Origin of the sequence: Pedobacter ginsengisoli, assembly GCF_030244015.1 — a bacterium.
In the GTDB taxonomy this organism is placed as follows: domain Bacteria; phylum Bacteroidota; class Bacteroidia; order Sphingobacteriales; family Sphingobacteriaceae; genus Pedobacter; species Pedobacter ginsengisoli.
In genome coordinates this window covers 103,173-115,967 of sequence record NZ_JASSYX010000001.1, presented here as the reverse complement: position 1 = coordinate 115,967, position 12,795 = coordinate 103,173, and the positions used below count along the sequence as shown (strand labels likewise).

At 45.5% G+C, this 12,795-nt stretch carries 10 protein-coding genes; all 10 read right to left on the bottom strand.

Features of this window, described 5'->3' with window-relative positions:
* Positions 1–3: 3 nt before the first annotated feature.
* Genes QEP08_RS00410 through QEP08_RS00365 form a run of 10 tightly spaced genes read right to left on the bottom strand, consistent with a single transcriptional unit; the run spans position 4 to position 12,791 of the window.
* The gene (locus tag QEP08_RS00410) at positions 4–1,158 is read right to left on the bottom strand and encodes a DUF3095 family protein (protein WP_285054456.1); all 1,155 of its coding nucleotides are present in this window, start codon (positions 1,156–1,158) and stop codon (positions 4–6) included.
* On the bottom strand, positions 1,155–2,069 hold the full coding sequence (locus QEP08_RS00405) for an alpha/beta hydrolase (RefSeq protein ID WP_285054455.1): 915 nt from the start codon (positions 2,067–2,069) through the stop codon (positions 1,155–1,157). Before QEP08_RS00405 ends, QEP08_RS00410 begins: the two co-directional genes overlap by 4 nt.
* Before the next feature lie 54 nt (positions 2,070–2,123).
* Entirely contained in the window at positions 2,124–3,434 is a 1,311-nt protein-coding gene (locus QEP08_RS00400) for a sulfatase-like hydrolase/transferase (RefSeq protein WP_285054454.1), read from the bottom strand.
* Entirely contained in the window at positions 3,431–4,810 is a 1,380-nt protein-coding gene (locus QEP08_RS00395; protein ID WP_285054452.1) for a putative oxidoreductase C-terminal domain-containing protein, read from the bottom strand. The genes QEP08_RS00400 and QEP08_RS00395 overlap by 4 nt, the downstream gene beginning before the upstream one ends.
* A 1-nt stretch (position 4,811) precedes the next feature.
* Positions 4,812–6,245 (bottom strand): Gfo/Idh/MocA family protein, encoded by a 1,434-nt coding sequence (locus tag QEP08_RS00390; protein WP_285054450.1) that lies wholly within the window; start codon positions 6,243–6,245, stop codon positions 4,812–4,814.
* A gap of 30 nt (positions 6,246–6,275) precedes the next feature.
* Positions 6,276–7,142, bottom strand: a complete 867-nt coding sequence (locus QEP08_RS00385; RefSeq protein WP_285054448.1) for a ThuA domain-containing protein — start codon at positions 7,140–7,142, stop codon at positions 6,276–6,278.
* 21 nt (positions 7,143–7,163) lie between these two features.
* Positions 7,164–8,426, bottom strand: coding sequence for a DUF6807 domain-containing protein (locus QEP08_RS00380; RefSeq protein ID WP_285054446.1), 1,263 nt, complete (start codon positions 8,424–8,426; stop codon positions 7,164–7,166).
* Positions 8,427–8,472: 46 nt separating this feature from the next.
* Entirely contained in the window at positions 8,473–9,624 is a 1,152-nt protein-coding gene (locus QEP08_RS00375; protein WP_285054444.1) for a DUF4998 domain-containing protein, read from the bottom strand.
* A 45-nt stretch (positions 9,625–9,669) separates the two neighbouring features.
* Positions 9,670–10,857 (bottom strand): DUF5000 domain-containing lipoprotein, encoded by a 1,188-nt coding sequence (locus tag QEP08_RS00370; protein ID WP_285054441.1) that lies wholly within the window; start codon positions 10,855–10,857, stop codon positions 9,670–9,672.
* A 32-nt stretch (positions 10,858–10,889) separates the two neighbouring features.
* Positions 10,890–12,791: a RagB/SusD family nutrient uptake outer membrane protein gene (locus QEP08_RS00365; protein ID WP_285054439.1), complete on the bottom strand. Its 1,902-nt coding sequence runs from the start codon at positions 12,789–12,791 to the stop codon at positions 10,890–10,892.
* Positions 12,792–12,795: the final 4 nt, after the last annotated feature.

The window sequence follows — 12,795 nt, the reverse complement described above, 5'->3', positions numbered from 1 at the left end:
TCGTCAGGGGGATTGCTGAAGCTTCAGTTTCATCAGACCGGCGGCTTTGGTATATCCCCCTTCCCCGCCATCTACAAAATGAATGTGGCCATCGTCCATATCGCGCACATAGCAAGACATAACAGACTCGCGGCTGACATACAAACCGTAAAAGATTTCCCCCCGCTCTTCCAGTTTACTTAAAGCGGCCTGGAGCTTACGTCTTTGTGCTTCCGTACCAGATATGACTGTATTTATTTTACCGTCGATAACAAGCGTATCTGACATTTCTATCAGGCTCCGCAGATATTTCCGGCCTGTTCGGGTTTTAAAATAAAGATAACCCAGTACCGATTTAAACCACATCCCCGCCATCCTGAATGGACTGGCATATCCTGCTACCGCACGACGCTCCGTCCTGAACTTATTAAAGGTAGTGGTCAATTTGAGTTTTGGCAGCGATATCGGCTGCCGTTGTTCAGGTGTACCATAAATGTTATCAATTTGCTGCATGACCTTTTTTAAAGCAAGGGCCTGCGAAGTTCCCCCGGCCGAAACAGCCAGCAGGGTTACAATTTCATCACGCTGCATCGGAGGAGGGATCTTGTCCCATCTGCACTGCATTCCGTTCAGGTCGAGTTCATCATTGGCAGCTTCAGTTTCCTCCAGCAGATAATCCTCGCCTTTGATCACTTTTTCCGCATAACTGAGGCCGTTGCCCAATAGCACCGGAATGACAAAAGCCCCTGAACAGTTAAACTTGCTGATACGCAGTTCTTCACCCCTCCCGTAGATGTCAGATACAGGTAAAGTGCCGACACGAAGGTCGAGGTCAAAGCTGTTCATCGTATTGTCTTTATACAACCGCAGCGCCTGGAGCGCCTTCCCGGCTACAGCAGATGGAACGATAAAAGTAGCCCCGTCACCGCCAAAGAAAAAAGGGATGGTAATCCCCGCCTTGAATACAATGTTCAGCACAGCAACAATACTGCCTGTAGCTACCAGGTTAACGGTTTCATGCATTCCGCCGAGAACGGCCGCCGTTGAATTTCTGATGTCAGTAAGGATCACATGCCAGTCCCCGGGTATGTCAAAAAAGAGTTCCTGTTTTGTAAAAAGATCAGGCAGCGAGAGATAATTTACCGGCAGGTCCGAGTAAAACTGATCGTTGACCTTCATAAGAATGACATGCTCCTCATCCAATAAATGCAGCGGCCAAACCACTCATCAAAAGACGGGGCTGTAAGAAAGCCATGCTCGCCTTTGGCATAAATGTGCAGACCTGCCGGAACGCCTTTACTTTTAAGCGCCTGGTAAAACTCCAGGCTATTGGCCACAGGGACAACCTGATCAGCATCTGAATGGACCAGAAAAGTCGGCGGGGTCTCCTTACTCACCTGCAATTCGGAAGAATAATAAGTAACCTTTTCCGGGGATGGCCCTGAGCCAAGATAGTTGTCCCTGGAACCTCTGTGCCCTATCCCATCCGTAAAACTGATGACCGGATTGATCAGCAACATAAAATCCGGACGCAGACTTGTGTTGTCTTTGTTCTCCATCTTTGGATCGTTGAAATGTGTTCCCGCTAAAGAGGCCAAATGCCCGCCAGCCGAATAACCCATAATGCCGATTTTACCCGGATCAAGCCCCCACTTTTTTGCGTGCCCCCTTACCATCTTAATGGCTTGCTGGACATCCTGCAATGGACCAATGGTCTTATCCTCCATGGTTTTGTCATTGGGCAGACGGTACTTTAAAACAAAAGCAGTAATACCCAGCTTATTAAAAGCCCTTGCCGCATCACTTCCTTCTCTTTTTGTCAGCAGGACATGGTAGCCGCCGCCAGGACAAATGATCACCGCAGTACCATTGGAGGCATTCTGCGGAATGAAGGCAGTGAGGGTTGGAACGGATACGTTAAACGTAAGCGAATCAACCAAAGCGTCTGCCTTATGTTCCTCAGCATCTTTAACCGATTTTGAATTTGGGATTTTACCCTCCGGATATAACGGGAACTGGTGTTGTGCAGCAGCCTCAGCTGCAAAAAAAAGCGAGAATAAAATGGACAGGTTTAATAAGGTTTGCTTCATTGATGTGTTTTTGAATCTTAAAGATAACATCATAAAGCAAGCTTCACAATAATATTATTTCCCCGGATAAGCATCCAGCAGCTTTGTGAGACGAACCAGCTGATCCGGATATTTAGCCGCAAGATTGACACGCTCTGCCGGATCCCAGGACAAATTAAAAAGTTCGATAGTAGTCTGCTCTTTCTCCTTTCTTCTTCTCAGTTTCCACGCTCCATCCCTGACCACCTCAGGAGTTCCGTTAATGTAGTAGATCGGTTTATGCGTCCCGTTATATTTTGCATCAGTGAGCATACCTGCCACGGACTGTCCGTCAAGCAGCCGGCCTTCCGGCAATTTTGAACCCGTCCATTCTGCCAACGTCGGCAAAATATCCAGGCAGGAGAAAGGTGTGGTCAGCACTTTGTTCCTGAGCGTATGGCCTTTCCAGTAAATGATAAACGGAACGCGGTCACCCCCCTCATAAGTATCAAATTTCGCTCCCCTAAAGATCCCGCTTGACCCTGCGTGATACTGCCTGGTCACCCCATCGGCATATACCCGGGCCGGTATATTGACCCAGGGGCCATTGTCGCTGGAAAACACAAAGATGGTGTTATCGGCCATTCCCTTAGCTTTTACCTCAGACCAAAGCCTTGCCAGGCTTCTGTCCAGTTCTTCAATGATGTCACCATACTCACCACCATCAGAATGAATTTTTCTTGACTTCTTAGCCGCATAGGCAATAGGCAAATGCGGCATGTTGTGCGCCAGGTAAAGAAAGAAAGGCTGCTTTGCCGATTGCTTTTTGACAAAGCCAATGGCTTCATCAGTGTAAAGATCGATCAGCGCACTGTCAGCTGGCTTGTAGATCACCGGTGTCTGGTTTCGAAAGATCTTAATCGTCGTATCTGTATTGACATAAGGAGCACGGTAGTCATGACTGTACAGCATCCCATAAAAATATTCAAAACCCTTGGCATTAGGCATCATATTCTGTTGATCACCAAGATGCCATTTACCGACCATTCCTGTTTTGTGTCCTGATTTCTTCAGCATTTGCGCAATAGTCACCTCCTCTTCAGGAATTCCCCTTTTTGCTCCCGGACCGAGTGGAAACAGTAAATCCATCCGGTCGGCATACCTGCCGGTGAGCAGTGATGCACGTGAGGGTGTGCAAATAGGTGAGGTGACCACATAACTGTTGGCCTTCACGCCCTCCCTGGCAATGCTATCCAGAAACGGCGTCTTGATCAGCGGGTTCCCATAGCAGGCCAGATCTCCATAACCGAGATCGTCAGTTAACACAAAAATAATATTTGGACGGCGCTGACCATAAGTCAGCGCCGTCAGAGATATCAGCAATAAAGTAATATACAGTTTTCTCATTTTGCCTTGCTGGTTCTGGCAAGTTCCAGCCCTTTAGTAGTCGTGTAATACTTCGCGATCATATTAGGCACCTCCCAGGCAGGCATATTCCCCATCTTCACATACTCCAGAAATTTCTCTGTCACATGTGCAAAATGGGCTTCATGCCCTTCTTTATATTTTTCTGGTATAACGACCTCCCATCCTTTAGCCAGTTTTTTTAGCGTCACACCTGGAAACTTATCTTGTACCGATTTGAACTTTGCAGTAAGCATTGTCTCATAAGCGGTGTCTGCCTTTCCTGCTTGTTCAATATACAATGCGGGTTTGTATTGCTGCTCAGCGCCCTGCTTTATGATCAGATTGGCTTTAGTACCGCGCATGATAGAATAATGCGTATCGCCCGTTCCCTCAGGTGCCTTATATGCCCATTTCACAGATACTTTGGCATGTACGCCACGAAGCGTGTAATTGATCTCACCGTTAGAAAACACATTCAGCACACTGTCTTTTACGATGTCTTTCTTCAGGTAATCAGGAAAACTGCTGAGCTTAGTAATGGCAGTAAATTGGCTCAGCGTCATTTCTGTACTGCTGCGTTTGGCCGAATTTACCTGGATCTCTTTCTGATAATTTATGATCTGTTCAGGAAAACATTCCCACTGTACCAGATCGACCAAATGCGTAGTTACATCTACAATGCCTTCGCCCTCCTGGCTTACATCCATGAACCATGCCGGCCGCTTCAGCGGATTGCCGGACACAAACTTATAAAAATGGTGCACACTTTCCTTGGTTACCGCCGGGTTATCAGGTGTTCCTTTTTCCAGCGTGCCGAAGATATCCGGAATCATGGACAGCTCGCGCTGCAGCATGGTGCTGATCTCATAACGCTCAGTCATGATGTCGTACAATACCACTTTTTTTGCCGCTGCACTTTGAAAAGCTTGTTTCAAAACTTCAAAAGCCGCAGCGTCGATCACCATGGGTTTATCTGCCAGAACATGGAGTCCCGCATCGACTGACCTTTTGATGTAATCTGTTTTTTTCTGATTGTTACCTGCGAGCACTACGGCATTGCCCGCCTTGTCAGCCAGCATCTTTTCAAAATAATCAGCACCTTTATACACCTCTTCTTTCCATTTTGTAGGATCATCCGGACGGCTGTTGTACTGATCTATCATTTTCAGGTGCGATGTCAGCTCCTCACCTTCAGGGGCGTAAACATGCACTACCGAATCTACCTGGGGGTACATCGATTTTTGTACCAGTGCAGCATGGAAGTGTCCGGGATCCAGTGTAATCAGCCTGATCATTTGATTGGTATTTTTTTCATCCTGTGAATCTTCACATCCTGCAAGCGCCAGCAGCGCCAGTATCAACAATTTTGATTTCATATCAGGCTTTCTTTTTAATATAATTGGTTCCGTACGGATAACGCTGAGGTCTTGACAATAATTTATTGGCCTCCACATTATCTTTGAAGATTTCCTTTTTCGGATCCCAATATAGCTTTTGCCCGTTAAATTTCATAGCGGCATGTGCAACAAGGCATGCGCTGCATGAACGGTGCGCCACCTCGGCCGGGCTGATGGTCTGCTTTTTATTTTGGATACAATCCAGCCAGTTGCCATGCTGTTCGCGGCTTTCATATAAGTGAATCTCGTTCGGACCGATTACTGAAGTAAGTATTTTCGGATCACTGGCCGTCAGGGCTTTTAGTTTACCACCAGTTGCACCTGGATCTGAGGCAGTTACCGCCACATCACCCCTCGATACAAAGATCCAGCCGTCAGTTCCTTCAAAACGAACCCCGTTAGGATTTTTGCTGCTCATGAACATGTCTACACCTTTAGCATATTTTGCGTGTACCTCATAGTCGCCATGGACATTCCACAAACCATTCTTAGGAAACTCTGCAGTAGCAACTACTTCCAAAGGCCCCGTAAGCTCCGTATCCATTCCCCAATGGGCAATGTCGATGTGGTGCACGCCCCAGCCCGTGATCATGCCCGCTCCAAACTGTTCACAGCGCAGCCAGCCTCCTCTTGAATCGAAATCGGTCTGCGAGTGCACCCTGTCCAGGGTATAATAGATATACGGCGTCGATCCCAGCCACATGTCATAATTCAGATTTGCCGGAATTGGCATAGCACTCGTATTGCCTCCCGCCGGATCCGAAGGCAGCCCGACACGGACCGTATGGAGTTTACCAATTCTGCCGTTCCTGACCAGTTCGCATGCCTTTTTAAACTGCGGCCAGGGTCTTACAGACCGCTGCTGGCTTCCTAGCTGAAAAGTGACACCTGATTTACGTACGGCATCACTCATTTGGCGGCCCTCTTCTATAGTCAGTGATGTTGGTTTTTGCAGGTAAATGTGTTTACCGGCCATCGCAGCTTCAATCGCAGGTTGTGCATGCCAGTGATCAGGAGTGCTGATCATCACCGCATCAATATCTTTGTTCTCAAGCAGCGCATGGTAGTCGTCATAAGTCTTTACGTCAACGTAATCCGCCTTGCCTGTTTTTTTTGTGTACCAACTTTCGATCATTTGTTTCCCGCTTTTCAAACGGACGCTGTCAACATCGGCAATCGCCATGATGTGCGCAACATCATATTTGAAAGTCTCGGCAAGATCATGCGTACGTGCAATACGTCCACAGCCGATCTGGCCAATATTGATCTTATTGCTTGGCGCATTTTTTCCGAACACGGATGCCGGGACAATAGTAGGAAAACCTGTTAAAGCTACGCCTCCTACTACAGCGGTTTTCGCAGCTGTTTTCATAAACCCCCTGCGGTCATACATTGGTTTTTCGAGATTACTCATAATTATTTGGTTAAGATTTGTGTATACAGATTAATAATTTACCGGTGTGTCTCTTGATGTAGCGTATGCTTTTGCAAAATCAAGCTTTTTAGTCTGGGATGAAATGTATGCTATCCCCTGCAGGATATGTTTCACGAACACTGGCTCCTGATAATATTCCTTATTATGTCCAAGGGTAGTAATCCAGATGTTGCCCCCGTCAAATGTCTGATACCATGCTGCCGGATACAGATCTTTAAAAGGTGCCGAGAATTTGGCTACTTTAACTGTATCAGCATCTTTAGCCAGTGAATGCAGGTCATGCGCAATCATCACCTTGATGCCGGGATAAAGCTCCTTGGTAAAATAGCATTCATCACCCAGACTTCTTTCCCATACTTTGGGCAGGCCCTGCATACTCGGATGACCCGGATCGATGATCTTAACGCTGAACTTCTGATTTTTGGCATGCCATACAAATGTGCCGCCAATCATTTGTTTAAACCAGGTCCAGTTTCTTTCAGTACCAGTCACGGAATGGATGCCTACAAACCCGCCGCCTGCCTCAATGTATCTTCTGAAAGCCAGCCTTTGCTGGTCATCATTAAACACATCATTATTGGTGCTGGTAAAAATCAGCATTTTATATTTTTTGAGGTTGTCTTCGGTAAATATTGAAGGATCATCTGAAACATCTACACTGAACTTATGATCAGCCCCAAGCTTCTGCACACATTTTACTGCACTGGGAATGTTATCGTGGATAAACCCTTTCCCGTTCCTGGTATAAACCAAAACCCTGATTCCTTTGAGATCGGCCTGGTCAGGAGCTGCCTGTACCTCAACTGTTGCAAAGAGTAAAAAAAACATACCGAGCAATAAAAGCGTTTTTTGTCTGAAAAAATAGGTAGTCATCATTTGCGTTGTTTTTTACTGTTATTATTTATTTACTAATTTGACGGTTACTGAGGGGCTATTCGCAAAACTTTGCCATGCCGCCTCTGCCTTTTCTTTATTAAATTTACCATTAAATACCATAAACCTGTATTTAAGGATATAGTCACGGCCTTTAACAAGTGGCCAGTCTTTGTCTTTTGTAGGTGAGAAATTGGCGTATACATCCCCTCTGCCGTTCATCTTTTCAGGCCAGATCCGCAAGGGCTCGGGATAGTTATAATTGGAAGGATATGACATCATCACCGCACCGCCATAATCGCTGTCAAGGCTGCCCTGAACAATAACCCAACGTGCTTTTGATCCGTCAGCATCCTTGCGGGTTTTACCTTCAGACGTGAGTGTCTCACTATTGTTGTCGTTCCACTTTTCAGTAGCACGCCATCCCAGCCCTCCATAACGGTACTCTTTGAGCGTAACCGGGCTATCGCTGGCGCAGTTTAACTGGATTGTGATGTCTGCAATGTAATAATCCTGACCGGATTGCGGCTGATAAATCCTGACAGACTGCAGTTCGTTTAACGCCACTTTCTTTTCTCCGTTCTTTTTAAAAGCGACATGCTCGTGCAGCGTCTGGTAATCCGCATAGACAGCACCTTCGTTCACAGACACAAAATTGGCAAACTTAACAGTTCCTTTCTTGTCTTTAAGGTTCCAGAAATCGATCATCTCCCCTTCAAACATCACATGTGTCCAGGGGTTCCACAGGCCATAGTGGTGATAATGATCAGGCGCATTGATCCGGGTGAGCAGCTGTCCGTGTGGCGTCCACAGCGGATGAATGAAGCCGCTTCTTTTGAATGCTGTGTCCACTCCTTTGGGCGGATACATGGTCTTGAAATTATACTGCAGTAAATTTTTATTATTGGCGCTGACAATCAGCGCTCCGTTTTCTGTAACAGTTTTGATGTGGTCAGCTATTTTAAGCGGAATTCCTTTTTCAAGTTCAAAAATCCGCTTTGCTGTAGCACCTTGTTCCTGCTTCAGCATCCAGTATAAAATCCGCTGCCCCTTGTTTTCAATTTGGCAGGCCACGGGGACCCGCCTGCCATTCTTTACTTCAACCAGACTGATCACTGAATCAGGAAGATAGGTTATTTTATCCAGCTGAATGCTCAGCGGCATATCTAAGGACTGATTGTCTTTTTTCTGCATCACTTCGAGCACAGCGATCTTTTGTGCAGATGCAGCTGAAAATGCGAAAAAAAATACAGTGAGGGCCACGGCTATTTTAAATTGTTTGTTCATACTTCCTGGTTTACTTTTACGAATATATACATGCGTCTGTACAAAATTACCTGGTGAATACTCCGGCCTCATGAATGTTCACATTCACAGAAGTAGATGTGTAGTCATTTTTATAGATATGCTTGAAATACCTGAACGACCTTGGCCTTGTCAGGTCTGCATACACAGGTTTTGCGGTCTGTGGACTGCTGGTGCTAACTGTGGGCGTATTGGCGATGACAAAGTCACCAAGCGTCTCCCAGTCGGTACCATTGTTGCTGATAAGGATCTCCAGTGTTTTTAAAGGGTTCGTATTTCTCTGGTAGAAATAAAAACCTTCTACATCCTCCACAACCTTTTGCATATCCACAATTACCCAATGCGGATATTTGTTACCGGACACAATTTGGTTGACATATAAATTGGTCACATTACCATCTATCAGATTGACTGCATAACGCTTATTTGCCACATCTTCACTTGATGCCGTGATTGTCCAGCCCGTTTTACTGACTTCGAATGGAGCACCCTTGATCTTCACAGTTTTATAATTTGTATAGAAACTATCTATCGCCAACGGCGACGGAAGGTATTTTGTCCTGTAGGTAAAAGTAGTCGTTGAATTAACATTTGGTAATACAGTACTTGGCGTATCCGAGGAAATCACGCGTTCATGATAATTGCCCGACAAATCTGTATAGCTAAGTTCTGATGAAACGGCTTCTTTATAAGAAACAGCGCCCCAATCTATCCTCGCGGTGTCATCACCGATGACAGAAGCCACATTCACGGGTCTGATCAAAATACTTTTTTGATAATTCTCGCCATACACATTTGCTACGACTTCTGTTTTAACAGATTTATTGCCATTACCGTCAAACGTAAAGATCTCAAACACGTAAGTACCTTCATTCATATTGTCCAGTTGCACATTTACGGTATCTGTTCCCCCTGTCCTTGTGATCGGAACGTTCACAGAATCCTTGCGGTTATTCCAGTAGACCAATGCCCTGTTGATCTTGGGATCGGCAAATATTACCCATGATAACTTCAATCTATTATTCCCTGGATGGATGCGCAGCGAATCCGGCCGGCCAGTGTATTTGATTGGCCCGTCTTTCGTGAAATCCGAATAAGTACTGTCCATCTTGCTGCAACTAAATATTAAACCAGCCAGTGCAATGAAAGAGAGGATGAGTATATTTTTACTTTGTTTCATAACATTCATATTTTAAAATCCTTGTTATCATAATCGTTTTATCCCCTATTCTCTTTTTCCCCAGAAAGTAAGTTCGCCTATATATATATAATCCAGGTAATCATAGGTCTCCAGTGTTTTAAACCGGATATACCTTACAGCGGGTGCATCTTCAGGGAATATGAAATCCTCGCCGGTAGTGCTGGCATACAGGTTATCTTCATCCGTATTGATACCAACTGGATTTCCGGACGGTTTAACAGATTCACAATCCATCAGCTTTACCCATCCTGACCAGCTGCCCTGTGGATCTGGGCTGTTACTTCCCCAGATTTCCCATTTTTTTGGAGCTCCGAGTTTGAAGGCATACGTGTTTGGCGGTCCCCTGTGGTAGAATTTATAACGGCTGAGTTTTGCTTTTACCTTCATATCAAATGTAAAATGCTGTGGCATGCCGGTACCTGGTTTGGTGTGTAATACGGAAACACCTGCCGGCCCGCTTACATCGTCCCAAATTTTATCAACCGTATTGCCGGCACCTGCATGGGGTTCGTAGGTGTCTGTTGGGAGATTGTAGGTTTGAAAAGGCTTAGGGATCAATTCTTCAAAAACCGGGGTTAGTTCGGTATATGCTGTATCTGAAACATTGCCCCAGCGGTCTCTTACAACTACCCCAAATTTTCGCTTTTCAGCCTCAAAACCGCGGGCAAAAAACTTACCTTCTTTAACCTTACTGTAGTAGGTGTCAACTTCGGTCATCTCCCCCGATGCATTAGGCGTGAACAGCGTCACGGCCATACTGGCTTCTCCCTGATTTTGGTAAGTAACAGATATTCCGCCAAAGGTCTCTTTGAACTGCAGCGTACTGAATACTTCCTGCAACGGAGGGGTCAAAGGCTTGATTTTGACGGTCACGGCAGACGAAGATTTTTCGCCATTGCTGACTGAATAGAGTCTTACTTCGTGCTCGTCCGTATTCGGGAAGCCATCAACTACCAGATAGTTGGTAAAATTGGAGGATTTGGCTTCTTTGAATTCTCCGGGTCTGATTTCATATTCAGCCCTTACATAGCGCAGGCTCTCATCTGATGGCAAAGAATAAAAGATCTTTGCGGCGCCGGGCATGTTTTCTACTCTTACATTGCTGACAGGGCCCGGAGCAGCATCCTCAGTCAGGTTGATATATTCCTTGTCTTGCTTACATCCCGATAATGCCAGCAGCAGGATCAGTACTGTATTTAATATTTTCCGCATATTCATAATATTTCTTTTATAACATCCATTAACTACCAGCCCGGGTTTTGAACCGTATTCTTGTTTGCAAGCATTTCAGTTTCCCTGATAGGCCATAAGTAATCCCTGGTCGTAAAGACTTGTTTAAATATTTGTTTTTCTCTATAATAGCCATCGCTGGTCAGCTGAGCCAGGTCCCATCCGGTAATTGGCTTGTTAAGCTCCACAATTGCTGTTTTCCAGCGGCGGAGATCCCAATAACGCTGTCCTTCAAAAGCAAGCTCTATCAGGCGCTCTTGCCTGATGATATCCCTCAAACCCTCTTTAGTAGTAGGTTTTGAAGGGTTTACAGAGGCTGTCTGCCAGGAAGTAACGACGCCGTTCAGTCCTGCCCGCTCCCGTACCATATCTATCCATTTATAAACCTCCGGACCTGGGCCGCCTGCCTCATTAAGGGCTTCGGAGTACAGCAAATAAAGATCTGACAGGCGCATAACAGGCCAGGGATAATTGATCTTTGTATAAGTGTTCCCATCGCCTATCACATTGGTATAATAAACCAGTTTTTTTGGCCAGAATCCTGTGGTATTATGTGAATGGTTGGCAATGGTAGAAGCCGGCTGACCTTTTTTAGCCGAAATATACCAGGTATCTTTATCATCAAACCTTCCTTGTCCGTACCAGATACCTCCATCAAATCCAAGATCTGCATAATACCTTGGTTCACGGTTGAAGTTAAGCGCAACGGTAGTATAACCTTGCTTTAAATTAAAACGGTCGTCTACAGTCGCTGTTTTCAGGTTAAATCTTCCTGCATAATCCCACTGTGGGTCTTCCGTAATCGGAACCCCACGGTCAGAGTAAAATACTTCGGTCACCTTAATTGGTACTGCCAGATTGCCTGCTACCCCCCCATTGGCTCTTCTGGCCGGATCTAATCCCCTTGTCGTGGCCTGTATCTGGATGGTATTAGCCAGGCTGTTCGGATTTCCCCAGACAATTTCACTGTTCCATTTTTCTGTAACACTGTTGCGGATGTTCAGCTGTATCCTGGTAGTATCAGACACATTATACTGCTGACCGCTCTGACTGTAATAATACAGTTTGTTTCCATTCTGTTCGCAAAGTTCGATTGCCTGTCTGCAAGCCACCACTGCTTTATCCCATTTGGTCTGGTCAGGCGTTGGGTTGAACAAGCTCGTTCCCTGATTGTCGACAAAACCGGCGTAATCTGCACTGCCATTAAACAAAGGACTTGCTGCCGTGACTAAAATATATGCCTTTAAGGCCAATGTGATTGGTCTGGTGATCCGTCCAAGCTCCGCAGCTTCGTTGTCTATCCTGTCTGGAAGCAATCCAGGTTCAGCTGCCTCATCCAGTAGCTGAACTACGTAATTGAAGCAGTCATCAATTTTATCCCTCCTTACTTTTACCTCTTCAATACCGGCAGATACCGGCAAGTTTTCTTTTTTCAAAGGAATCGGGCCGTACATCCTGATCAACCAAAAGTGGTAGTAAGCTTTTAAAAATTTAGCTTCTGCTATCCAGCGGTCGCGCTCGTAAGCATCCAGATCGGGCACTGAGCCAACATTTTCCAAAAAGATATTACAATCTCTGATGCCCTGGTACAAATCTCTTCCCCCCTGACTACCCTGCCAGTAGTTTAAATATGGATCTACTACATTTTGAAAACCCCTTGCTATACTATATCCTGTAGTAGTATAGTCATTGTGCAGCCAAAACTCATCTCCAGCAGTAAAGGCGGGGTTTGCCGTCAGGCTGCTTTGCTGTGGCATATATGCATAACAGGTAAATAAAAACCGTTCGGCACTGGTACGCATGGTAAACGCATTTTCTATAGTTGGTATATTATCCGGAACAATATCCAGGTATTTCTTGCATGAACTGCATATAGTCAATAACACTATATAAAGACCTATTTTTATATTTTTCATCTTC

Excerpts from the sequence above, each read along its gene's own strand:
- QEP08_RS00410 (WP_285054456.1), bottom strand. The coding sequence starts at position 1,158 with ATGAAGGTCAACGATCAGTTTTACTCGGACCTGCCGGTAAATTATCTC.
- QEP08_RS00405 (WP_285054455.1), bottom strand. The coding sequence starts at position 2,069 with ATGAAGCAAACCTTATTAAACCTGTCCATTTTATTCTCGCTTTTTTTT.
- QEP08_RS00400 (WP_285054454.1), bottom strand. The coding sequence starts at position 3,434 with ATGAGAAAACTGTATATTACTTTATTGCTGATATCTCTGACGGCGCTG.
- QEP08_RS00395 (WP_285054452.1), bottom strand. The coding sequence starts at position 4,810 with ATGAAATCAAAATTGTTGATACTGGCGCTGCTGGCGCTTGCAGGATGT.
- QEP08_RS00390 (WP_285054450.1), bottom strand. The coding sequence starts at position 6,245 with ATGAGTAATCTCGAAAAACCAATGTATGACCGCAGGGGGTTTATGAAA.
- QEP08_RS00385 (WP_285054448.1), bottom strand. The coding sequence starts at position 7,142 with ATGATGACTACCTATTTTTTCAGACAAAAAACGCTTTTATTGCTCGGT.
- QEP08_RS00380 (WP_285054446.1), bottom strand. The coding sequence starts at position 8,426 with ATGAACAAACAATTTAAAATAGCCGTGGCCCTCACTGTATTTTTTTTC.
- QEP08_RS00375 (WP_285054444.1), bottom strand. The coding sequence starts at position 9,624 with ATGAAACAAAGTAAAAATATACTCATCCTCTCTTTCATTGCACTGGCT.
- QEP08_RS00370 (WP_285054441.1), bottom strand. The coding sequence starts at position 10,857 with ATGCGGAAAATATTAAATACAGTACTGATCCTGCTGCTGGCATTATCG.
- QEP08_RS00365 (WP_285054439.1), bottom strand. The coding sequence starts at position 12,791 with ATGAAAAATATAAAAATAGGTCTTTATATAGTGTTATTGACTATATGC.